The following is a 23,037-nucleotide window of genomic DNA, read 5'->3' on the forward strand; positions in this document are numbered from 1 at the left end:
GGCTCAATCCCTAAAGGCTTTAAACAAGTAATTTGATTCATCACTTCGAGCATACTATATTCTTTAATATCAAACCCTTGTTCATAAGCGAACTGTTTCACATGGTCGATGTTTTCAAAGTGATAATTATTAATAGCTCGACCTGAGACATTACTTGCAGTTTGATTGAGTCTTTGCAACCCAGGGCTAATTTGCCGTAGTTGATTCAAGCCATCAAAAGTGGTTAGGTCAGGTGTAATCCATACACCGCCGTAAACTCGCAGTATCTCACGAACATTAGCAAACACCTTTTGTTTTTCTACTAAGGTTAGGTATGTTAACAATCCTTCGCATAAAACAACTACAGGTTGGTTTTGATGTAAATAATTTACGTTCAAAGGAAACTGACTAGGTTGATTAGTAGCATCTATTGCTTCAAAATACAAATTCTGCCGTTCTCCAATCAATCGTTTTACGAGTTGCTGCTTCTGACTAATCATTGCAGGTAAATCACTTTCAACAAAAGTGATATTTTGATTTTGAGACATTGCCATACCACGAGGCAATAATCCAGATGCTAACTCGATAATTTGGGTAGTCTCAAATTGCAAGTGTTTAGATATTACTTGATTAAGAGCTTTATAACGAGCCTCAACAAGAACAGACACTTCACTCGGCTGACTTAAATTTTTTTGTTGCAGTTGTTCTATAAAGCTTTCGGCATTAACTAATTGAGCTAATTCCTTGCCATAAGGGATATCAGTAAACTGCCTAGTATAAGCTACCATCAAAGCTGTGGGACTAATTGCATCAAAAGAGCTAGCTTGTGATTGAACCATCTGCTACCTCACATATAGTTTTTTATCCGATCTAATATTTGTGTATCTAATACATAATACGGTAAAGCTATTGACTTAGCGTATTTGCCAAGCACAGTTCTTAGGGAGAATTTCAAACCTCTAACTGCTCTATCTCTACACCTTTTCCTTGGTCTAGTTCTATGAACTTTGGCCCGGCGATCAAAACTACGATCATCATTAAAATACTCGTCACCATGATGATGCTCACGACACTAGGATCTTCAAAATTACTTGTAGCTACTAATAATGCTGCGGCAAAATTACGTTGAGCTGTTCCTACTCCTAGCACTCGTTGGGTATCGATACCAGGGCCGCCCAAAAGATAACCGACGCTAAAGGAGAAGACTATGAAAACGGCACAAACTAAAATTGCACCTGTTTGTAATAAGCCAATGATATCGTTAGTGTGAACTATCAGCCTGACTACTAGACCTAAAAGCAATCCAGCATTAGATAATTTGAACAAAATCGGCTGGATAGTAGGGGCGATCGCACTGAATTTTGCTTTGATGAATAACCCAATGATCAATGGGCTAACCATCATTAACAATAAGGGTTTGGCAATGTCCCAGGAGTTAATTTGCACACCTTCTACCACTAAGGGCAGTACAATCGGCATATAAAAAATTGTGCCCAGCATTAGTAACATCATTAATCCCACCGAGAAAGCTATATTGCCTTTGACTATGTGGGCAAGTTTAGGTAATGCTGGAGGCCCTGATGCTACTGCCATGATCAGTAAGCCATCTCTAAGTGGTTCACTTAAATGTACTACTTGTAGTAACAAATATACAAAAAGCGGCACTAGGACAAAATTTGTTAGCAGCGATGATATGACTAAGCGGGGGTTGCGGAGTGGTTCCCAAATCTGTTGTACGGTGAGACTTAATCCTGCACCCAGCATGGTGAACACAATAAATGTGAAAAGTGCGAGTTTATCGATTAGTGACAAAATTTCGTTCATGATTTTTTATCTCATGCAAAGGAGCGGAGGAGATGAGGGAGATGAAGGGGATGAGGAATAAATTACCCCAATCCCCAGCCCCTATTACTTCAATTCCAGGGTGACTTGCTGTAAGTTGCCGGTGAATGCAAAGGGTGTTTGGTAAGTATTTACCGCAGGTGTGCCAGTATCTTGACCAACATCAAAGGTTTCATCTAAACCAAATCGGTAGCCTACGGTTTTATCAATGCGGCCTTGGGCAACCTGCTGATCGTTGATCGAGAGCTTACCAGTACCACCTGCTCCCGGAGCGCCACCATCATAAGTAAAGTCAAATTTAATTTGGGATTTGCCGATCGCAATTGGTTGGGAAGATTGAATGATTGTGCGATCGCTATTTAACAAGTTGTAAGCAAAGGTGGGTTTACCTTCTTGCAAAAAGAAACTCCAACCCGCAAAACGTCCGCCTTGGGTGACTAAAACGCCTTCAGTACCATCTTTGGTAACATCCACATCAGCAGTGATGCTAAAGGAGCGATTCTTAATATTGGGAGCGCTACCTTCGGGAATCCCTGCAACAGATGTGTAATAAGTAAACCTATTGCGTCCTGTGATTAGGTTGGAACGGATTTTGACATCAAACCGTTGAAGTAAGCGATCGTCCAAGGGCAAAACTTTGTATTTCTCTGCTTCCTTAAGAAATAGATTTTGTAGTTGCGCTAACTTGTCAGGGTTCTGCTTGGCTAAATCGTTGGCTTCACTAAAGTCTTTAGTAATATCGTATAGTTCCCAATTATCCTCATCGAAGGTAGTTTTGGAAACACGCTCCCAAGGTAAGCGTCCATGACGGGCGGCTGCTACCCAACCTCGATCGTAAATACCACGATTGCCAAACATCTCAAAATACTGGGTTTTGTGATGGGATGCTACAGCAGGATCATCAAAGCTATAGACAAGGCTAGTACCTTCGATGGGTTGTTGTTTTACACCGTTGACTACCTCTGGTTCTTCAATCCCTACAGCTTCCAAAATGGTGGGAGCAATATCAATTACATGATGAAATTGGCTCCGCAGTCCACCACGATTTTTGATGCGTTCGCCCCAAGTCACAACTAAACCATTGCGGGTTCCGCCGAAGTGAGAAGCAATTTGTTTTGTCCATTGGAAGGGGCTATCCACTGCCCAAGCCCAAGCTGCATGAAAATGATTGAAGGTTTTTGGCCCACCTAAATCATCTAAAGCCGCGAGAACTTCTTGAGGACTTTCTGCTACGCCATTAAAGACTTTTAATTCATTGATACTACCTGTTAAGCCGCCTTCAGCACTCGCACCATTATCGCCGGCGATGAAAAAGACTAAGGTGTTATCCAATTCGCCAAGTTGATCAATCGCATCAATGACTCTACCAATTTGTGCATCGGTATGGCTGAGGAAACCTGCAAATACTTCCGCCTGACGCGCATAAACTTTCTGCTCGGTGGGAGTGAGGGAATCCCAAGCTGGGAGTTCTGCCGGGCGAGGAGTCAGTTTAGTATCGGCGGGAATTACACCCAAGGCTAGCTGACGAGCAAAGATATCTTCACGTAATTTATCCCAACCTCGATCGAATTTACCCTTGTACTTGTCGATCCATTCTTTGGGCGCATGGTGTGGGGCATGGGTTGCGCCAGTGGCAAAGTAGGTAAAGAAGGGTTTATCAGGAGCGATCGCTTGCTGGGTGCGAATCCACTTAATTGCATGGTCTGCTAGATCGGGGGTGAGGTGATAATCAGGGCGATTTGGTTTCTGAATATGTTGGGTATTCTCTACCAATGCTGGACTCCATTGATTGGTATCACCGCCTAGAAATCCATAAAAGTACTCAAAACCTAAACCTGTCGGCCAGCGATCAAATGGGCCTGCCGCACTGGTTTCATAGTCTGGGGTATTGTGCCATTTACCAAAGGCCGCCGTGTTATATCCATAGTCTCGCAATACTTCAGCGATCGTTGCCGCACTTTTAGGTAAAATCGCAGTATAACCTGGGTAGCCTGTGGCTAACTCCGTAACCACACCTGTACTCACAGAATGATGGTTGCGTCCCGTGAGCAATGCGGCTCTTGTAGGAGAGCAGAGTGCTGTAGTGTGGAATTGGTTATAACGCAATCCCCTTGCCGCTAGACGGTCTAAATTAGGCGTATCGATCAAACCGCCAAAGGTGCTGGTTTGTCCAAAACCGACATCATCAAGCAACACCAGCAACACGTTTGGTGCATTTTCTGGAGCCTTAATTGGTTTGGGGAAGTCTGGTTCGGATTCTTTGTAAGTAATGCCAATTTTGCCTTTAAAAGATGGTTGGGGTAATGGCAATTTGTCGCCATAGTCCGCCCAAGCAGGTAGAGGTAAAAGACTAGAAAATATTAGCGTTAGGGCTGTCAAAAATGCGATTCTCCTTCGGAGACGCTGCGCGAACGCGCCAGAAGTTAACTTGAGAGATGCATACAAAGAATCTCTCTTGTGAGGATCAGTCAGTTGTGCCATTATTGTTGCTCATTAAAGGTAGTGTGCTGGAATCAGCCAAATTTTTAACTAGCCGAAACCCGATATGAGTAGTTCCCGTATCGGGTGATTCTGACTCCCGCGCCGCCGGACGGAAGCGGCTACAGTAATTGGGAGCGCAGAGATACGATCCCCCCTTGATTACGTGTAGTTTTGATTCATCGGGCTTTTTGGGATCAAAGCTTCGATTTAAGGCAATAGGATTAATTTGATCGGATTTGCGATCGCGTCCAACTTGAAAGAAATCACTAGTCCATTCCCACACATTGCCGGTCATGTCATAGAGTCCATAACCATTGGGTGCAAAAGAACCGACGGGAGCAATGCCCAAGTGACCATCGGCTTTGGTGTTAAAAAAGGGAAAAATTCCTTGCCAAGTGTTGGCTCTATGTTCAGAATATTCATTGCCCCAAGCATAGGTTGCACCATCCAAGCCACCACGGGCGGCGTATTCCCATTGGGCTTCGGTGGGTAGGGATTTTCCTGACCATTTGGCGTAGGCTAGGGCATCTTCGTAAGCTATGTGGACAACTGGGTAGTTGGATTTGTTAGCGATTGCACTGTCTGGGCCAAAAGGATGTTGCCAATTCGCGCCAGTAGTCCAATGCCACCAACTCAGAAAGGAAACTTGCTTGACACCTGGTTTTACCATCTCAAAAACTAAGGAACCTGGTAAGCGCTGCTCATCGGGTAAATCGGGAAACTGTTCTTGAGATAAGGGACGCTCTGCAACTGTCACATATCCTGTGGCTTTGACAAATTCATCAAATTGTGAATTTGTTACCTCAGATTTATCAATACAGAAGTTAGTCAGCGTTACATCTCCAGGCGATCGCTCTTCTACAAAACTGGAATTATCAGATCCCATTTTGAACGTTCCTCCTGAAATCATCGCCATACCTTGGGGACAGGGATTGACTGTGGCTGCCAATGCGGTTGTATTGATGAATAAGAGTGCGATCGCTATTCCCTGAATGAATATTAGTGTAAGAAAGTAATGTTTTTTCCCATCTCTAATATTCTCACTGTTGCTATTTCTAATTGAATGCCTGTAGTTCATCAATAAGATTCAACTTTTATTCAAATTTATATCATTTTGGATTTGAGATGAACAATCCCTCTTTTCGTTGTATTTTTCGGTAATCTATTTCTCGCATGACATTATTTTTTGTCGAAAAATTTGTATTTTATAACAATAAAATTTAAGAAAATTTTTAATATTTGATACTATGCAGAAACTGTTAACTCTAAATTCAGGCTAATTTACAATAAATCTCTTTATTTCTGTTAAGGGACTTCCCAGAAATAATTACCAAAATAAACGTAGACGCATTCCCGTAGCGTCTCGTCACAGGCTACCACAGAGGTAAGGCCGCCCGGTGTTGGCGTCTCCCCAAATAGAGCATCTGGCGTGGTTTCTCCCATGAGCGACTGCCGCACAGAAAAATGATGAGGAGAGAGTTTTTGAGCTATTTTTTTATTTGGAATTTCATAAAGTACTAAAAGCCGATTAGTTTACCGATGTTTATCGAATATTGATAAATTACATCTTGTGAAAACATAAGTCAAGTACTATATATATTTAGCTACGAAAAAGCTTAGAGGTTCTTTGAAAAGCGAATTCTATTCGCTACTACACAAACTAAGTCCACCTTCGTGGACTAAGAGAAAATCAATGGTTTTAACCTACGGAGGTGGGTTTTGACTAGACATCTCCGAAAAAGAGTGTAGAGACGTAGCATGCTACGTCTCTACAAGGGTTTTAGATAACGCATATTTAATTTCTGGAGATGTCTATTGTATTTGCCAACCAACAGTTAAGCATTTTTTGATAGAGTGAAGTTTTGTCGAACGCTCTTCATCTCTATGTCGTCCCAGGTATCGCTCCCCCAATCGCTGTATCCAGACCTACCCTTCACGGCTCTTGCGCCCATGCAAGATGTAACAAACCTCTGGTTTATGAAGGTGATTGCTCACTACGGCAGCCCTGACTACTTTTTCACCGAGTATTTCCGTGTGAATGATACCTCACGGCTCAATCGTAGCATTCTGGCAGCAATCACCGAAAATGACACGGGTCGCCCCGTTTTTGCTCAAATGATTGGCGAAAGCATTCCAGATTTAGTAAGAACAGCGAAGGAACTCTGCAAGTATAATATTGCTGGAGTTGACTTGAACATGGGCTGTCCAGCACCTAGAATCTATCGTAAAAACGTTGGGGGTGGATTGCTGCTATTACCAGAAAAAGTGGATCGGATTTTGGGAGAACTGCGTTCTGCTGTGAACGATCGACCTTTGACAGTCAAGATGCGCTTAGGCTTTGAAAATACAGATAACTTTTACAAAATTTTAGATATAATCAATCGCCACAGCATTGATTTGCTGAGTTTGCATGGTCGCACTGTGAAAGATATGTACCACGGGCCAGTGAAATATGATTTGATCGCTGAGGCGGTGAAACGGGTTGATTGTCCAGTGCTTGCCAATGGCAATATCCACTCTGCGACAACTGCCCTTAAAGTGCTTTCTCAAACGGGCGCTGCGGGTGTAATGGTGGGACGCTGGGCGATCGGCAATCCTTGGCTGTTTAATCAAATTCGGCAGGCTTTGCGCTTCGAGACGATCGCGCCCGTTCCTTTAGTAGAAGTACGCAACTATATTGATCGTTTATGGCAAACCCCCACAGCAGCAACTATGCCAGAGCGATCGCGCATAGGTTACCTAAAAATGTTTCTTAACTACATTGCCCTAAGTGTTGACGCTGAAGGTGATTTCCTGCGACTGATGCGACAGACCTCTACCGAGGTAGAAATGTTTAACCTCTGCGATCGTTTTCTCCTTGCTGATTTGACGAAAACTTTAGCCCTAACACCTTTCAAGAGCGTGTAACTGTGGACAACAAATCTGAGTGCGATCGCCTACTATTGAATTAGCAATTTTCCCCCACTGGTTGATAATTCTATTTCCAGTAATTCTGGTCATTAAATTTTAAACATTAGAAAGGGGACAGGGCATCTTGTACTTAATAATCAAAGGGTATTATGCATTATTCGTATGGATTGATGCACTTGAGATGCTCACAGCCAAAAGCTTGAGTCATCATTGCAGATAGCTCTTGAGAAACTTGACCATCGAGGTTGAATTTGAGCATGATTTGGTCATAGGCTTCTCCCTGCGCTATCAGCTTTGCCATTTGCTCAAACTCTACCCAAGTCAAATGACTCTCAACAAAAGCCTTAGCAAGGGTGATTACTAGTTCCTCATAATCATTATCTTCCAGTTTTGTCATCATCCGGTGTTCAATGTGAAGCGAATCATCGAAACAGTAATACCAGGATTTTGGTTGCTGATTAACTACCCTTCGGAAAAAATTCTTTTGTTTGGAGCGGTTAACAGCATGATCTCCTTCACTACATACCATTAAAATAGGAGCAGAAACATAGTCTTGAGCCTTTTCTAAAACCTCCTCTGCCAATTGAAGAAATATCCGTAATGCCTTGAGACAAAAACCTTTATAACCAAAATTGCCAGATGCATCTTTGTTGAACCATTCAAAGTAAATTGGCAAGATTTTGATAAGTTGATCTAATAGTGAGTAACGGCTAGCTAAATAAGGCGTAAACAATAAAGTGCGGTCAATCTCCTGGGGATGCTCTAAAGCTAACCAAGCAGCTAAAGTTCCACCTGTTGACAATCCACCAATTACAACTTGTTGTCCTAGTGTTTTTGCAATCTCCAACCATTTGAGCAGAAATTGTTGATATATCTGAATATCTGTTGGTAGTGGTGGAGGATTTTGACGATTCCAGTTGCCTGAGCGTCCATGACCAGGTTGTAAAGGAATCAGAACGTTATATCCCTTGTTAAAAAAGGCTTTACCAAGTGGCTCGAACTGGTAAGGGCCTGCTGTAAAACCATGCAAAAACAAAAAAACTTTTGGCGTTAAGTAAGGATGAATTAAAAATTTGGAACGACAGGCTTCATTTTTAAGACCTTGTGTAGACTCTAATTGGTGAACTTGCTCCAGGATTTCTGCTGTATTTTGGATGTCAACTTTCATTTATTAATTATTATTTTTGTATATAATATACTTTACTTTATTAATTAAGTAGTTACTTCGGATCTAGCAGAGGATATATTTTTGAGTTAGCCTGTCAAAAGTGAAAATTTTTTTAAAATTGGATGAGTATTCAATCCAAACTAATTTTCCACAATCAGTCTAGGAGGTTTGACTATTGGGATTGACTATTACTCCTGCCGAGTTAATTATTGTCGTACACCAACTCAACACTGAATACTCCACTTAGAGGATATTGCCCTAGTTTTCCAAAACCTTCAACGAAGAGAGAGAAGGAAATGACCCCTTTCCCCTTACCTCTTCATTCAAGACCTTACTCCCAAAGAAATTTGTTGACATTTGACTACTCGCTTTTCGGATTGAAACTTTTGGCCGCACTCGGCTGTGGGTTGATTGCTGGAGTCTTCTTCGCTTTTTCGACCTTTGTAATGAACGCTCTTGCCCGAATACCGCCGACGCAGGGCATTATTGCCATGCAATCGATCAATATCGCGGCGATCAATCCGTTGTTTATGACGGCGCTATTCGGAACGGGTGCGGCTTGCGTTTTTCTATTTATCTTCTCACTGTTAAGGTGGCATCAACCTGGTGCTGTCTATTTGCTCGTCGGCAGCCTGCTTTATCTCGTTGGCACTTTAGGCGTGACTATTGTTTTCAATGTGCCACTCAACGATGCGCTGGCCAAAGTCGAGCCGGGCAGCACCATCGAACTCTCTTTATGGTCTAGCTACCTTGCCAACTGGACAATATGGAATCATATTCGGACAGGAACGGCGCTTGCGGCTGCGGCATCATTCACCATCGCGCTCTGCTATCGAACTGTGCAATCTTGACACTCCCCGCTCTCTCATAAACTTGTCTAGTTTAATGGCGATCGCTTCCTCAATTGTTTGTCTTAATCTCTCCAACCTGTATTATGAATAAACAGCTGCGGTTTAATAACCGTAGTTAATTAATTCAAGTATCGAATTGACTGCGAAACTTTGACTGCTTCTTGGGGAGTAACGTTACTGCAATTGGACAATTCTGGTATTACTCCTGTACCAACAAATCTGTAAAAGGGGCCATTTTCCTCCCCCAACCACTGCGATAGCAATGTTGGTTGTTTGGCATTTTCATATAATCCTTGCTCCAAAACGCTTTTTCCAAATATCGGAGAATTTATCGGGTAACTGCGCGATCCTGAAGGCAAGTCGCCAATACCACCAGACGCTGACTCAATCGCAAAGCATTTATCTGCACTTAAATTTTGGTAAACAACTAAATAACGCAAGCTGTCAACATTTTCGCGCCCAGCCGAGACTAATACTGTATCGGCATTAAAATTTGGGGGTACGTAACTTGGTAATGCTACTTTTAACCCTAGCGATCGCAAAACTTTTAACTGAGTCGGTGTTAATTTTATTACCAAATTGGTTTGTGAAGGTTTGGGTTGAGCAATTACCGCAACCGTAGAAGCGATAATACAGGCGACAACGCAAGAAGAAGCAAGGTTAACTGGGTATTTCAATGTTTTCATGGTTCATAATTATACATAAATGTTTTAGAAAGTGCGAATTACTTGATATGTCAATATTGATAAGTAAGTGGGAGGGGAAATTTCAATAAATCGCAAACTTTCGGAAACCTACATAAAAACCATAAAACATCACCATGTCAGAAAAGCTTTCAGAAAAAGTCGCGCTCATTACAGGTGGCACTAGCGGCATTGGTCTTGCTACTGCCAAGCGCTTTGTCGCCGAAGGTGCCTATGTCTACATCACAGGTCGTCGCCAAAGTGAACTCGATGCCGCCGTAAAAGCGATCGGTAAAAACGTCACGGGTGTTCAAAGCGATGCCTCTGTTATGCCAGACCTCGATCGCCTGTTCGCCACTATTAAGCAAAAGCATGGACACCTCAATGTGATCTTCGCCAATGCTGGCGGTGGAGAACTCGCCCCACTCGGAGCAATCACCGAAGAACACTTTGACAAAACGTTCAACACTAACGTCAAAGGTCTGCTGTTCACCGTGCAGAAGGCACTGCCTCTATTGCCAGAGGGCGCTTCTATCATTTTGAATGCCTCAATTACTTCCATAAAGGGCACCCCAGCCTTCAGCGTTTACAGCGCTACTAAAGCAGCCGTGCGCTCGTTTGCCCGCAATTGGACACTCGACCTCAAAGAGCGCAAGATTCGTGTCAATGCCATTAGTCCTGGTGTTGTGCCTACTCCTGGCTACAATCTCATGGGACTGAGCGATGAGCAGGTGCAGGAATTTATCGCAAGTCAAACTGACAATATCCCCCTTGGGCGAGTGGGCACACCAGACGAGATTGCTAAAGCTGTAGTCTTTCTTGCATCTGATGACAGCAGCTTTGTCAACGGCATCGAACTCTTCGTAGATGGGGGCATGGCGCAGATTTGAAGCGTTCCAACTGGTTTTGGAGCGCATAAGCTTTTTCTAATCTCTTTTTTGATGTCCTTCATAAAGTTCGCACAGGCGATCGCATATTCGCCGCAGCCTTGTAACGGCATCGCCTTCAAAGGCAAGTACTATCAAGATGTTTAGGGCTAACCACTGTTGAAAAAATCTAGTACCGGCTCAACCATTTCATTCTTACCACCAGGAAACTAAACGTAGAATTACTTTTTGTTTAAATGAATACAGAAATACAATCTAAGTTCAACTTTTTTCAACATTGGTATCCTCTTTCTCCCATTCAAGATATTGATCCAAAGCAGCCCACCTCAGTAACTATTCTAGGACTGCGCTTAGTTATCTGGAAGCCTAAGTCATCTAAGACTTACCAAGTATTTCTAGATCAATGTCCACACCGTCTTGCTCCTTTGAGCGAAGGGCGTGTTGATACGCAGACAGGTAATTTGATGTGTAGTTATCATGGCTGGCAGTTTGATCCCCAAGGAATCTGTACTCATATTCCTCAAATAGAGAATTCCGAAATTGTTACTAAGAATAAAAAAAATCTGTGTGCAGTTACATTCCCAGTTCGTGAGGAAAATGATTTACTTTGGGTTTGGCCTGATGCCAAGTCAGCAGAACTAGCATCTGTTACACCTTTACCTCTGTCACCCCAAATAGATGCTAACAAAGGTTTCGTTTGGGATTCTTTTGTGCGCGATTTAGAATATGATTGGCAAACTCTTGTTGAAAACGTGGCAGATCCTGCTCATGTTCCTTTTGCTCATCATGGGTTGCAGGGGAATCGACAACAAGCAGTACCCATTCCAATAACTATTGAGAAATCAACAATAGATATGATTGAAGTACTTCTTGAAAGAGACTTGAGAAGAACAATAATCACTTTTCAGCCGCCTTGTCGCTTAGAGTATGCAATTAGCTTTGGCGGCTCTGGAAAGCAGTTAGGAATCGTTACTTACTGTATTCCAGTATCTCCAGGTAAGTCAAGAATTGTAGCTCAGTTTCCGATTAATTTTGTTAAAACATTTCATCATCTGACCCCTCGTTGGTGGGTTCACATCATGATCCGTAATCCGATTCTTGATGGAGATATGATTCTTTTACATCAGCAAGAGCATTTCCTTCAACAGAGACAATCTGTTGAAACTTGGAAAACTGCTTACAAGCTACCTGCAAGTGCAGATCGTTTAGTAATTGAGTTTAGAAATTGGTTTGATAAATATTGTCACGGGCATTTACCGTGGAGTGAAGTCGGAATTAGTACTTTAGAAAACTCGAAAATTAATGACGATCGCTCTGTGATGCTCGATCGCTACAAACAACATACTCACCATTGTAGTAGCTGCCGAGGGGCGCTGAGAGCGATCCAGCGTTTGCAAGTGGTACTCTTGGCATACTCTGCTATTACTATTTCAGGAGTTGCTATCCTTCCAGATACGCTTCGAGTCAAGCTTGGTTTAACACTAATTATTACGGCACTATTAAGTTTGGCAGCTTACACTTGGCTAAAAATTTGGCTTGTCCCTAAATTTTACTTTGTAGACTATGTTCATGCCAAAAAATAATAAAACCAAACCTCGTTCATCTTTGTTAACAAAAATGAACGAGGCCAAAACCCTCTTCAATCCAGCCACTTTTCCTATTTCTTAAATGACTTCTTAGAGGCTTTGAAAAATCTAACGAAACCACACACTACCACCGAAACCACCAGTTTTACTGACGGCTTCAATTCTATTATATGAAACGATTCGCAGTTGTATACTTCCACTGCTCTGGGCGCTGCCCTTCGGTACATCAGCCCAACTACCATTGATTTGGTTGTTATTAATTGTGCCTAAAAAGACATTGCTAAAAGCTGGATTGGTAGGGCTATATTCACCATACCACCACACCTGATTTCCTATCTGGCGTATATAGTAAGTTCCGCCATCATCAGCCTGCCATTTACCTGTAATATTAATCATAGGTAATGGTCGTGGTCGTGGTGATGGCTCACGATCGCAGACCGGGGGCGGATCTGGAAGATTACACGGCGGTATTGCTATAAGTTGGGGAATTGGTATAATTTGTTTTGTTTTTAAGTTAGTTGTTTCACCGATATTTTTATTTGCGTTGCTCGAAGTACTTACATACGCAGATACAGGGTTGAAAAAAAGACATCCACTAATAGCAGTTGCAAGCATGGGCACAGTTGCAACAATGCTGTGTAATTTCTTAGTCATATTCAAATCTCCAATTACAAATATCCTTCTACACGCTTTTGAGATTAAACCTCCTTAAACTTCAACCTCACACCCTAAAGCTTTTACAGTTATCAGTTTAAGTTTGCATAACGACACTCCCCCGATTGCGATCGCTCTCGACAATTGGGACAGGTAAACTTTATGAAATACGAGTCGTTATATCTACCTCATCTAAGGATGGTGGCGATTCCAAAGAACTAGCGCTACTTTCTGGTGGTGAAAGCTCACTACCTACAACTCCCTCCCATGAATAGTTACAGATTTTAGTGCGAAGCAATGTACCAAACATCAGGTTAATTGCTAGGGCAAAGGAATCGATAAAAATAAAATTCACAAAGCGATCAATCATTAGTCCCTCTTGAGCTATAGTTTTGCATCAAGTTATATTTGTTCTCTGACTACACATTTCACAATCTCTTTTCCGGAAATGCATGGATACTTTGCAATTTATTCTTCTCATGGCATTTTCAGTTTTATTTGGGAGCAATCCTTTCTACTCTTAGACAGTAGTACTGTCCAAGAGGCACTACCGTTTGTTTGAGAAGTTATCAGAAAATAATAGCTAAAAAGCTTATGCAGCAATAGTTTTAATCTATCTTTTCTAAGAGTGTTAGCCTCGTGAACAAATTATGTTTATTACCGCTTGAGCTTGCATTATGAATGCATCTTGCGGAGTAGGTTTCAAAACACACCTTAGTTAGAGTCTCTGTGTCAGATTGCCGTGATACTATACGGCTTATTCCTGTTGTTGCTTGTAGGAGACAATTATAGAAATTCTAGTATTGATTACTGCTGAATCTATCAATTGGAAGATGTATTTATCCTCAAAATATTAATGTTATAGGGAGGTACTAACAGACTTCAACCAGATGATATCTCTGCATTTAATTCGGGAAATATTGAATCTGTTTGTACAATTCACGGCGATGGCATCTGGATCGCATTAATCAGCTTTGTTTGTAATTTGTGATTTCAACTTGTCATCAGCGTTAGCGATCGCTAGGTTTCTGCATTCTAATATACAGCTTGATCTAAGGAAAAAATTAATTATGTCCAACTTCAAAATACTCTCTAATGGTTTAGTTGCGATCGCCTTATCTCTGGCGACTGGTTGCACACCAACTACTCATGACCAAACTACATCGCAAGCTCCATCTGCTGTGCCTGTACAAGGAACTGAGACTGCATCCCCAACTGCATCACCAACTGCATCACCAACTGCATCGCCAACTGCATCACCAACTACATCACCAACTACATCAGGGCAAAATAACCTCAGTTCTTCAGACAGAAAGTTCATGACTGATGCCGCTCAAGATGGTTTAGCAGAAGTCCAACTAGGACAACTGGCATCAAAACGTGGAACCACTGATGCCGTAAAACAGTTTGGACAGCGTATGGTTCAAGATCATACCCAGGTAAATAATCAACTCAAACAGTTAGCGGCTCAAAAAAGTGTCACGCTGCCAACTACTATCGGTAGCACAAATCAGCAAGCCCTGCGACGCTTATCCGCACTTTCTGGTGCTAAATTTAATCGCCTATATATAAATGAGATGCTTCAAGGTCATAAAAAAGATGTCTCCGCATTTCAGAATGAAGCTCAAAAAGGACAAGATCCAGATGTGAAAGCATTTGCGGCTCAAGTGCTACCAACCCTCCAAGAACATCTGCAACAGGTTCGTGCCATTGCTAATCCTAGAAATTCAACTAGCACCACAACTCCAACCAGCACTCCAACTTCAACTAGTACTCCGTAGGTAATACAGTTCAGTTAAACATTTCTTCTTTTCCTTTGCGTCCACTGCGCGTACTGCTACAAAAAAGCAACCTACGCGTAGCGTCTCTAAGAGTTGGCGGTAGCCTACGGCAAGTCGTTTTACGTCTACCTTAAAAAGTTTTAGCTAATAAAAATCTCATATTAGCGTTGCATGAAGAAATTGGATAATTTATTTTCTGGAGTTTCTTAATTACAGTTTTGCATCAAAGCTTAGATTTTTTAATCGCAGAGAACGCATTGGCATTGTCAACCGATGCATTGGCATTGTCAACCGATGCATTGGCATTGTCAACCGATGCATTGGCATTGTCAGCCGATGCATTGGCATTGTCAACCGATGCATTGGCATTGTCAACCGATGCATTGGCATTGTCAGCCGATGCATTAGCATTGTTAGCCGATGCATTAGCATTGCAGGGTATTGCCAAATTTAATTTGCTACGAATTGCTGTACTAAGTCCAAAATTCCATCGTTTCATTATTAAGAAACTACAATGCCTAAATTGTTTAAAAGAGAATTTTCTCGTCGTCAGATTCTGACTACTGCTGGGTTAGGAGCTATTTCAGCCGCCGCAATTGGTAATATGGGCGAAGAAGTTGCTGCTCAAGAGCCAACTGTGCAAGCCACTCCACGCGGAGGCGAATTGCCGCCTCAGATTCAGTTTCCGCCCATCTCAGAAAAGACTGAGGTCGATACAGGTGGGCCTCCGACTGCACTGCCACCAGAGCGACGCTTGGGATTTGCGATCGTTGGACTGGGTAGACTGGCATTGGAAGAAATTATGCCTGCGTTTGCAGAATGTAAACTAGCAAAGCCAACTGCATTAGTTAGTAGTGATGCTGGCAAAGCCAATCAAGTTGCACAGCAGTATGGCATCAAACCGCAGAACGTTTACAACTATCAGAATTACGATAATCTTCGCAACAATCCTGACGTTGATGTGATTTATATTGTACTGCCCAATAGTATGCACCGGGAATATACGGTACGTGGTGCTAAAGCCGGAAAACACATTCTGTGTGAAAAGCCAATGGCAACCACAGTAGAAGATTGTCAGCAGATGGTTGATGCGTGCAAACAAGCGAATCGGAAGCTGATGATTGCTTATCGCTGCCAATATGAGCCGCACCATCGCGCCATGATTCAGATGATCCGCAGCAAAGAATTAGGAACTGTGAAGGTGATTCAGGCAGATAACGGACAAAACCAGGGAGGTGACTTAAACCAGTGGCGATTGAAACGCGCCTTAGCTGGAGGTGGAGCTTTACCAGATGTCGGAATTTATTGCTTGAATGCAACTCGCTATTTGACAGGAGAGGAACCGATCGCAATTAGCGCCCAAATTTTTACTACTCCTGGCGATCCGCGCTTCAAAGAAGTAGAAGAAAGTGTCACCTTCCAGTTGCGGTTTCCTAGTGGGATACTAGGGATTTGCTCCACTAGCTACGGTTTTCACGAAGGGCGTCGGTTTCGCGTCTTCGGCTCTGATGCTTGGGGACAACTCGATCCGGCGTTCTCCTACAACGGTTTGCGGATGATGGTTTCACGCAAATCACCAACAAACAGCATGGCAGAAAACATTAGCGAAGTGCGGATAGGTGAGAAGAACCAGTTCGCTTTAGAAATTGATCACATGGCAGATTGTGTGATTCAGAATAAACAACCCCATACGCCTGGTGAAGAAGGTTTGCAAGACCAAAAACTGATGGCGTTGATTTACGAAGCTGCACAAACAGGCAAAACGATCGCTCTACCTCGCGTATCAGGATTGGATACCACTCGTGGCCCTGCTCCTCGAATGCTGAAGTAAAATACGTGCATACGGCAGCTATGACAATCTCTGCTTCCCCTGCTCGCCAAAGCGTACCCCTTTGGGGATCTTGCTACGCGTAGCGTCCCGCAGGGATGGGATATTTTTTTAGTTGGAAGTCCTTTGTGCGATCGCTCGATTGTCTCATTTGTCTCTAACATTGGCGGTTGGATAGAGGACACGATCGGAGCTTGGCTAATTTCCAGTCAGCTAAGAGTCGATCAATTTTGGTCGTCATAACGATCGCTGCTGTATGAAAGACTTAACTGCAAGTCTTCTGTTTAGATGCTACGTTGCGATAGGAAATGGTGGTTGGTAATTTCAAAGCCGTTACTAAGGAGCGCTTCGCGTACCCGATCGCTTAACAAGGCGGCAAGTTCTGCTTCACCTGCTCTTAGTGTTCCATTTAAAGGATCGCCATGAATAGCGTTGGCGTAGTCCGCCGTAGGCATCGCTGGATGAGAGTAAATCTCTACTAAGTCTGCCTGGATTTGAGGTATCAATCCAAGTAAGTATTCCTCTGTAATACCACCAGTTTGCAATAAACCGTAAACTCTTTGGGTAAAGTTAATCCCTTCGGACTCTAGTATTCTCTCACCATAGTGGCGTAGTCTGCCAAATACTCCTGACCAAACTAGCTTTGTTAGTAAATTACTGCGATTAACTCTGAGGGTTAACCCCAGTTCTTCACTTGGCAGCCGAATTACTTTAATATCAAATTCTGGTGCTAGATCAACCAAAATACGCAAGACTATTGGATGGATATGCAAGTGCAAATGTCCATCTACATGAGAAAGAGGCAAACCAGTAGAACGGTATTTTTCTAACTGGGCGCGAATTTCTTGCCGCAGTTCTTGATGAGTTTCCTTGACAAATTGATACCGCAACCCAGCCAGGAACGGACTGTTAGAAAAGTTACCTTCTTTATCAACTAAATGAGGAATTTTGTCTGGCGCTAGCACAGAACGTCCACATATCAAGACGAGATGTAGCCCAACAGCCAGGTTTGGGTGGGAATTTGCCAAGGCGACAGCCTCTTTTGCAGCATCAGCGCTCACCATCAAGCTGGTACTAGTTAGCACTCCTTGTTTGTGTGCTTTGATAATTGCTTGATTAACTCCTTCAGAGAAACCAAAGTCATCACCATTGATGATGGCGAATCGCTGTGCTTGCATAAATTTCTATTTTTAAGGTTCCGATAATTTAGCTATTGAGTGAGACTGACGCTAAGGTACGAGTCTGAGAGTGATTATGCTTTTGCAGTTGCTTGGGTACGACGATCTTTCAAATAAGAGAAAAATTCCCGCCCTTCACGTAGGCGACGAACTAACATTTGCGGATCGGTAAGCATTTCAGTGACAATTGGGATAATCGCTTTGGGGCGGAAGTAGAACTTACGATACATCTTCTCAACAGCGTCTTCAATCTCAGCACTAGAAAGATTTGGATATTGCAGTGTAGACATTTGAATTCCAGAACTAGCAACTAAGGAATTGTTGCTAAACCAATTATTTTCTTGTGCTTGACGATAAAGTTCTGTTCCAGGATAAGGGGCTGCGATGGAAACCTGAATTGTATGAGGACTAACATCGCAAGCAAAACGGACTGTTTCTTCGATTGTTTGTTGAGTTTCGTCGGGTAAACCAATGATAAATGTGCCGTGTACGGTAATGCCGAGTTTATGACAATTTTCCATAAACTTCCGCGCTACTTCCAGTTTGATTCCTTTCTTAATTCCATCCAAAATTTGCTGATTGCCAGATTCAAATCCGACTAAGAGTAGGCGTAAGCCATTATCGCGTAGTTTTTTAAGGGTGTCATAGTCGAGATTGGCACGGGCGTTGCAACTCCAAGTCAGTTTGAGCCGGTGCATGTGTTCGCTAATTGCGATCGCTCGATGTTTGTCAATCGTAAAGGTGTCGTCATCAAACATATATTCTCGCACCTTATCGCCAAAGAGCGCTTTAGCTTCTTCCATTTCGCGCCCGACGGCTTCCGGGCTTTTAGTGCGGTATAAGTGTCCACCAATTGTTTGTGGCCAAAGGCAGAAGGTACATTTTGCCGGACAGCCCCTCCCAGTGTAAAAGGAAATGTATGGATGCAGTAAGTAGCCAATGAAGTATTTGGTAATATCCAAATCACGATGATAAATCGGCAATACACTGGGCAGAGAATCCCAATCGTGAATTAAGGGGCGGTCTTCATTATGACGTATATTACCCTGGCGATCGCGGTAGCTTAGACCTGTAATTTCTTGCCAAGATTTATCTTCTGCTAGTTCTTTGCAGGTATAGTCGAATTCGTGGCGACACACGAAGTCAATGATTGGGTTTTCAGTCAGCGTTTGCTCTGGTAACACTGCTACGTGCGCTCCAATGAAGCCAATCTTGATATTAGGGTTTTGAGCCTTGATTGTCTCGGCGCACTTCACATCATTAGGCAGCGAAGGCGTGCTAGTGTGCATGATAATTAGCTCGTAATCTTGAGCAATTTCGATTACATCTTCTACTGTTTGGTTGTGTGGTGGTGCATCGATTAGCTTGCTACCAGGCACAAGGGCTGCCGGTTGCGCCAGCCATGTCGGATACCAGAAGGAAGTAATTTCGCGCTTGGCTTGGTATCGTGAACCAGCTCCACCATCAAATCCATCGAAGGAAGGAGGACTAAGAAACAAAGTTTTTTTCACAAGTATATTTCCTCAATATATAATTCTACGCACAGTGTACGAGACGCTGTGCGAATACGTTTTCAGTGTAATTATAATTAGCTTACCGTGATATTTCAGAAGTTTTGAATTGTGAGGATGGAAAATTTACCCTAGAAGCGCAACCTAAATTGATCTGTAAATAACTATCTTGAAAATGGGGCATGGGGCATAGGCATCTATGATGAATTTGATTTACTTTCTTTTGCGTTCTTCTTGGGGGATGGTAGCGATCGCGATCGCTACTGGATTTTTGAGTGGCGGTAGTAGTGCTGGCTTGATTGCCTTAATTAGCCATGCTGCAAGTAGCAGTGGTGCTTCTCGTCTCACATCCATAATTTGGGGTTTTGTGGGGCTGGCGATAGTTGTATTAATTACTAGTATCATTTCTCAAGTGATGCTGATTCACCTTTCCCAAAATGCAGTTTTGCAATTACGGATGCGTTTGAGTCGGCAAATTCTTGCTTCTGAGTTGACTCATCTAGAAGGGTTAGGGAATCCTCGATTATTGGCAACTCTCACAGAAGATATTCAGGCGGTTGCTAATGCTGTTTATCAGATGCCTTTCATCTTTATTAATTTAGCCATCGTCCTGGGGTGCATAGCATATATAACCTGGCTCTCTTGGTTAGTACTGGTGCTAGTTTGTGGTATTTCAATAATAGCGATCGCTAGTTGTCAATGGCTACTCAACAGAGGAGAGAAATTGCTGGCTCTAGCTCGTGAAGATGAAGATCAATTGTTTAAACATTTTCGCACTATTACCGAAGGAGTTAAGGAACTCAAACTAAACTACAGGCGGCGTGAAGATTTTTTAGAAGGAAAACTACACCCAACTGCTAACAAATTCCGCCATCACAATGTTAAAGGTCTAACCCTTTTTGCCACAACTTCTAGTTGGGGGCAACTCGTATTCTTTTTTGCCCTCGGTTTTGTCATGTTTGTGCTGCCTAATCTGCTTACTATCAATGCCGAAACTCTGTCTGGCTACATTTTGACCTTTACTTACTTGGTGTTACCAATGGATAACATCATCAGCAAACTTCCTGTATTAAGTCAAGCCAGTATTGCTTGGCAAAAAATTGAGTCATTGGGTTTATCTTTAGCTAGTCGATCTGAAATATCCACTGTTACACTTGCAATTAAATCTGATTGGCACAGCTTAACATTTAAAAATGTTACCCACACTTATTATACAGTTGAAGAAGACAATAGCTTTATTTTTGGCCCTATCGATCTGACACTATCTCCTCAAGAATTAGTTTTCATTATCGGCGGCAATGGTAGCGGTAAATCTACATTAGTGAAACTAATTACCGGACTTTACATCCCTGAAAACGGCGAAATTTGGTTTGATGACAACTTAATTAGCGAAACGAATCGAGAATGGTATCGTCAGCATTTTTCCGTTGTATTTTCTGATTTTTATTTATTTGAAGAACTTCTCGGCTTAAAAAATTCTTACTTGGATGCTCAAGCCACAAAATATTTACAACAATTGCAACTAGACCATAAGGTAAAAGTTGAAAATGGTCAACTTTCTACCACTGCTCTTTCTCAGGGACAACGTAAACGATTAGCTTTACTGACAGCATACTTGGAAGATCGACCAATTTATCTATTTGATGAGTGGGCAGCCGATCAAGATCCAGTATTCAAAGAGATATTCTATACTCAACTTTTACCAGAACTGCGATCGCGAGGTAAAACAGTGCTAGTGATTAGCCACGATGATCGTTATTTTCATTTAGCAGATCGAATTATCAAACTTGACTATGGAAAAATAGAGTACGACAAAATTTAATATACTGGCAAAGACACACTTTCTTATTCGGTGTCATTTATGCTTTCGCTTTTTCTCCAGAAGCAATGAAACAAACTTGTATTTTTTCAATTTCTGCTTCTCTAAATGCCCTTATTCTGCTAACACTCCCAATGCGATAAAATCCTCATTTTTAATTCCAATTAATCGCTTTGATTACTACGGCTATAATTCTATTATTGTTAATATATTGGCAATAATCGATACACGCAAAATCATTGGATCTATTTATCTTCCGACAAAATTTATTTAAAAGATAGGTCTAATAACCATGTTTGCATCTAACTTTTTAAGAATTTCTCACTTGATTATCATTGATTTCCTGGTAATTTTGTGCATATTTTCTGTCTGCTTTTATTACTATGCAATTTATGCAGCAATAACTTTTTTCGGTCATCCCCAGTCAACGGATCTAGAGTTTCATCCACCTGTTAGTATCCTCAAACCTCTTTGTGGAGTTGATAGCGATGCTTATGAAAACCTAGCCTCATTTTGCCAGCAAGACTATCCAAAATATCAAATCATCTTTGCTGTACGAAATTCTCAAGACCCTTGCATAGAGATTGTAGAAAAAATCATCTACAATTATTCAGATTTGGATATTCTGCTGATAGTAAGCGATCGCGTCATCGGCACAAATCTCAAAGTTAGCAACTTGGCCAATGCTGCAACCAAAGCTAAATACGAAATTTTAGTCCTTGCTGATAGTGATATCCGAGTTGGAACAGACTATTTGCAAAGAGTTATCCAGCCGTTGCAAGATGAAAGCGTGGGTGTCGTTACCTGTCTGTATAGATCCTTAGCTCAAGGATGGGTATCAACATTCGAGGCTATCGGTACTACTACTGAGTTCCATGCTGGGGTTTTAGTCAGCAATATCCAGGAAAATGGTATAAAATATGCTTTTGGTTCCACCATTGCCATCCCTAAAAAAGTACTAGAAGCCATCGGTGGATTTGAAGCAATTGCTGATTATCTGGCAGATGATTTCCAACTTGGCTATCTACCTGTCCAAGCAGGTTACAAGGTTGTACTTTCCGACTATGTAGTTGAACATGTACAGACAAGCAACAACTTAGTTGATGCTATCAAGCGCCAGATCCGTTGGGCGCGTGGTAAACGAGTTTCTCGTCCTTGGGGTTATCTAGGACTAATTTTTACCCACGGTGTCGTCACCAGTTTTCTGCTGCTGATTGCCACAGATGGTTCAATACTAGGATGGGTAGGACTATGTATCTGTTGGGTAACAAGATTGGTAATGGCTTGGGTCGTTGGTACTATCAGTCTGAAAGATCCAATTGTCAAAAAGTTTCTGTGGCTCATTCCTGGACACGACTTATTAAGCTTTGTTATTTGGTGTTTTGGCTTTATTGGGAACACTATAGAGTGGCGGGGGCAGCAACTGAAGCTAACTAAAGATGGAAAGCTACTACTACAAGAAGACAGAAGTGCTCAATTATCAATTAAGGTTTTGACTAGTAAACTGTGGCGAAAGTTTACCTACCTTTAACATGGGGTTTAATTACTGTATGTTCGCTTATTTTTGAAGGGTGAGAGGAATTAATGCCTGACTGGGTAAGGAAAAAGCCTAATTCAGCATCTGATTGTACTGGCACCATTTAATAGGTGGGGAAGGCTGAAGGAGAGCAACGGTATAATATATGGTGAAAGGTAACGAGGGTTTTCGTGTATTAGATGGATGAGATGATTTCATTTAGCTAAGAATTTAAAGTCTGTTCGTTAGCTATTGAGAAGTTACAAAATCAGCAATTCTCATTTTGAAAAAAAATCAGATAAAATTCTCTTGTTTAAATAGAGAACTTGTGTCGAACCATCATTTTTTGACAAATAATTATTA

General features: G+C 42.1%; 19 protein-coding genes. 8 read left to right on the plus strand and 11 right to left on the minus strand.

Annotated features, from left to right (window positions below; genetic code table 11):
- The 4 genes from V7K25_RS13980 to V7K25_RS13995 form a co-directional block, all read right to left on the minus strand.
- Positions 1-818 (minus strand): class I SAM-dependent methyltransferase (locus V7K25_RS13980; RefSeq protein WP_335158831.1); only part of this gene is annotated, 818 nt, incomplete at its 3' end.
- A gap of 112 nt (positions 819-930) precedes the next feature.
- A complete protein-coding gene (locus V7K25_RS13985; protein WP_335158833.1) occupies positions 931-1,803 on the minus strand; it encodes a bile acid:sodium symporter family protein in 873 nt (290 codons plus the stop codon).
- 84 nt (positions 1,804-1,887) lie between these two features.
- Complete coding sequence (locus V7K25_RS13990; RefSeq protein ID WP_335158835.1) at positions 1,888-4,302, minus strand: arylsulfatase; 2,415 nt, start codon at positions 4,300-4,302, stop codon at positions 1,888-1,890.
- Positions 4,286-5,188, minus strand: a complete 903-nt coding sequence (locus V7K25_RS13995) for a formylglycine-generating enzyme family protein (RefSeq protein WP_335158837.1) — start codon at positions 5,186-5,188, stop codon at positions 4,286-4,288. The genes V7K25_RS13990 and V7K25_RS13995 overlap by 17 nt, the downstream gene beginning before the upstream one ends.
- 998 nt (positions 5,189-6,186) lie before the next feature.
- Between V7K25_RS13995 and V7K25_RS14000 the strand changes: the two genes are divergently transcribed.
- Positions 6,187-7,209, plus strand: a complete 1,023-nt coding sequence (locus V7K25_RS14000) for a tRNA-dihydrouridine synthase family protein (protein ID WP_335158839.1) — start codon at positions 6,187-6,189, stop codon at positions 7,207-7,209.
- Positions 7,210-7,366: 157 nt separating this feature from the next.
- Here the strand turns inward: V7K25_RS14000 and V7K25_RS14005 are convergent, their stop codons facing one another.
- Entirely contained in the window at positions 7,367-8,380 is a 1,014-nt protein-coding gene (locus tag V7K25_RS14005; protein WP_335158841.1) for an alpha/beta hydrolase, read from the minus strand.
- Positions 8,381-8,730: 350 nt separating this feature from the next.
- Here V7K25_RS14005 and V7K25_RS14010 point away from each other — a divergent pair, with 350 nt between their 5' ends.
- Positions 8,731-9,231, plus strand: a complete 501-nt coding sequence (locus tag V7K25_RS14010; protein ID WP_335158843.1) for an anthrone oxygenase family protein — start codon at positions 8,731-8,733, stop codon at positions 9,229-9,231.
- 119 nt (positions 9,232-9,350) lie between these two features.
- Here the strand turns inward: V7K25_RS14010 and V7K25_RS14015 are convergent, their stop codons facing one another.
- On the minus strand, positions 9,351-9,917 hold the full coding sequence (locus V7K25_RS14015) for a hypothetical protein (protein WP_335158845.1): 567 nt from the start codon (positions 9,915-9,917) through the stop codon (positions 9,351-9,353).
- A gap of 134 nt (positions 9,918-10,051) precedes the next feature.
- Here V7K25_RS14015 and V7K25_RS14020 point away from each other — a divergent pair, with 134 nt between their 5' ends.
- On the plus strand, positions 10,052-10,804 hold the full coding sequence (locus tag V7K25_RS14020) for an SDR family oxidoreductase (protein WP_335158847.1): 753 nt from the start codon (positions 10,052-10,054) through the stop codon (positions 10,802-10,804).
- A 245-nt stretch (positions 10,805-11,049) separates the two neighbouring features.
- Positions 11,050-12,384: an aromatic ring-hydroxylating dioxygenase subunit alpha gene (locus V7K25_RS14025; protein ID WP_335158863.1), complete on the plus strand. Its 1,335-nt coding sequence runs from the start codon at positions 11,050-11,052 to the stop codon at positions 12,382-12,384.
- 111 nt (positions 12,385-12,495) lie between these two features.
- Here V7K25_RS14025 and V7K25_RS14030 read toward each other — a convergent pair whose 3' ends face one another.
- The gene (locus tag V7K25_RS14030) at positions 12,496-13,041 is read right to left on the minus strand and encodes a hypothetical protein (RefSeq protein WP_335158849.1); all 546 of its coding nucleotides are present in this window, start codon (positions 13,039-13,041) and stop codon (positions 12,496-12,498) included.
- A gap of 160 nt (positions 13,042-13,201) precedes the next feature.
- The gene (locus tag V7K25_RS14035; RefSeq protein WP_335158851.1) at positions 13,202-13,411 is read right to left on the minus strand and encodes a hypothetical protein; all 210 of its coding nucleotides are present in this window, start codon (positions 13,409-13,411) and stop codon (positions 13,202-13,204) included.
- Positions 13,412-14,111: 700 nt separating this feature from the next.
- On the opposite strand from V7K25_RS14035, the gene V7K25_RS14040 reads away from it, so the two are divergent.
- Positions 14,112-14,822, plus strand: coding sequence for a DUF4142 domain-containing protein (locus V7K25_RS14040; RefSeq protein ID WP_335158853.1), 711 nt, complete (start codon positions 14,112-14,114; stop codon positions 14,820-14,822).
- Positions 14,823-15,045: 223 nt separating this feature from the next.
- On the opposite strand, the gene V7K25_RS14045 is transcribed toward V7K25_RS14040, so the two are convergent.
- Complete coding sequence (locus tag V7K25_RS14045) at positions 15,046-15,321, minus strand: hypothetical protein (protein WP_335158855.1); 276 nt, start codon at positions 15,319-15,321, stop codon at positions 15,046-15,048.
- Between the two features lie 15 nt (positions 15,322-15,336).
- Between V7K25_RS14045 and V7K25_RS14050 the strand changes: the two genes are divergently transcribed.
- Positions 15,337-16,653, plus strand: a complete 1,317-nt coding sequence (locus tag V7K25_RS14050; RefSeq protein WP_335158857.1) for a Gfo/Idh/MocA family protein — start codon at positions 15,337-15,339, stop codon at positions 16,651-16,653.
- A gap of 281 nt (positions 16,654-16,934) precedes the next feature.
- Here V7K25_RS14050 and hpnK read toward each other — a convergent pair whose 3' ends face one another.
- Both hpnK and hpnJ read right to left on the minus strand, forming a co-directional pair.
- Positions 16,935-17,828 carry a hopanoid biosynthesis-associated protein HpnK gene (gene hpnK, locus V7K25_RS14055; protein ID WP_335158859.1) on the minus strand — a complete coding sequence of 298 codons (894 nt, stop codon included), beginning with the start codon at positions 17,826-17,828 and terminating at the stop codon, positions 16,935-16,937.
- Positions 17,829-17,902: 74 nt separating this feature from the next.
- Positions 17,903-19,339 (minus strand): hopanoid biosynthesis associated radical SAM protein HpnJ, encoded by a 1,437-nt coding sequence (hpnJ, locus tag V7K25_RS14060; protein WP_335158861.1) that lies wholly within the window; start codon positions 19,337-19,339, stop codon positions 17,903-17,905.
- A gap of 202 nt (positions 19,340-19,541) precedes the next feature.
- On the opposite strand from hpnJ, the gene V7K25_RS14065 reads away from it, so the two are divergent.
- Positions 19,542-21,161, plus strand: a complete 1,620-nt coding sequence (locus V7K25_RS14065) for a cyclic peptide export ABC transporter (protein ID WP_335158865.1) — start codon at positions 19,542-19,544, stop codon at positions 21,159-21,161.
- Between the two features lie 289 nt (positions 21,162-21,450).
- Positions 21,451-22,689: a bacteriohopanetetrol glucosamine biosynthesis glycosyltransferase HpnI gene (hpnI, locus tag V7K25_RS14070; RefSeq protein ID WP_335158862.1), complete on the plus strand. Its 1,239-nt coding sequence runs from the start codon at positions 21,451-21,453 to the stop codon at positions 22,687-22,689.
- The last annotated feature ends 348 nt before the right edge of the window (positions 22,690-23,037 follow it).

The sequence above is a fragment of the Nostoc sp. genome, from assembly GCF_036919495.1.
Taxonomy (GTDB): domain Bacteria; phylum Cyanobacteriota; class Cyanobacteriia; order Cyanobacteriales; family Nostocaceae; genus Nostoc.

Excerpts from the sequence above, each read along its gene's own strand:
- V7K25_RS13985 (WP_335158833.1), bottom strand. The coding sequence starts at position 1,803 with ATGAACGAAATTTTGTCACTAATCGATAAACTCGCACTTTTCACATTT.
- V7K25_RS13990 (WP_335158835.1), bottom strand. The coding sequence starts at position 4,302 with ATGGCACAACTGACTGATCCTCACAAGAGAGATTCTTTGTATGCATCT.
- V7K25_RS13995 (WP_335158837.1), bottom strand. The coding sequence starts at position 5,188 with ATGGGATCTGATAATTCCAGTTTTGTAGAAGAGCGATCGCCTGGAGAT.
- V7K25_RS14000 (WP_335158839.1), top strand. The coding sequence starts at position 6,187 with ATGTCGTCCCAGGTATCGCTCCCCCAATCGCTGTATCCAGACCTACCC.
- V7K25_RS14005 (WP_335158841.1), bottom strand. The coding sequence starts at position 8,380 with ATGAAAGTTGACATCCAAAATACAGCAGAAATCCTGGAGCAAGTTCAC.
- V7K25_RS14015 (WP_335158845.1), bottom strand. The coding sequence starts at position 9,917 with ATGAAAACATTGAAATACCCAGTTAACCTTGCTTCTTCTTGCGTTGTC.
- V7K25_RS14020 (WP_335158847.1), top strand. The coding sequence starts at position 10,052 with ATGTCAGAAAAGCTTTCAGAAAAAGTCGCGCTCATTACAGGTGGCACT.
- V7K25_RS14030 (WP_335158849.1), bottom strand. The coding sequence starts at position 13,041 with ATGACTAAGAAATTACACAGCATTGTTGCAACTGTGCCCATGCTTGCA.
- V7K25_RS14035 (WP_335158851.1), bottom strand. The coding sequence starts at position 13,411 with ATGATTGATCGCTTTGTGAATTTTATTTTTATCGATTCCTTTGCCCTA.
- V7K25_RS14040 (WP_335158853.1), top strand. The coding sequence starts at position 14,112 with ATGTCCAACTTCAAAATACTCTCTAATGGTTTAGTTGCGATCGCCTTA.
- V7K25_RS14045 (WP_335158855.1), bottom strand. The coding sequence starts at position 15,321 with ATGAAACGATGGAATTTTGGACTTAGTACAGCAATTCGTAGCAAATTA.
- V7K25_RS14050 (WP_335158857.1), top strand. The coding sequence starts at position 15,337 with ATGCCTAAATTGTTTAAAAGAGAATTTTCTCGTCGTCAGATTCTGACT.
- hpnK (WP_335158859.1), bottom strand. The coding sequence starts at position 17,828 with ATGCAAGCACAGCGATTCGCCATCATCAATGGTGATGACTTTGGTTTC.
- V7K25_RS14065 (WP_335158865.1), top strand. The coding sequence starts at position 19,542 with ATGAATTTGATTTACTTTCTTTTGCGTTCTTCTTGGGGGATGGTAGCG.
- hpnI (WP_335158862.1), top strand. The coding sequence starts at position 21,451 with ATGTTTGCATCTAACTTTTTAAGAATTTCTCACTTGATTATCATTGAT.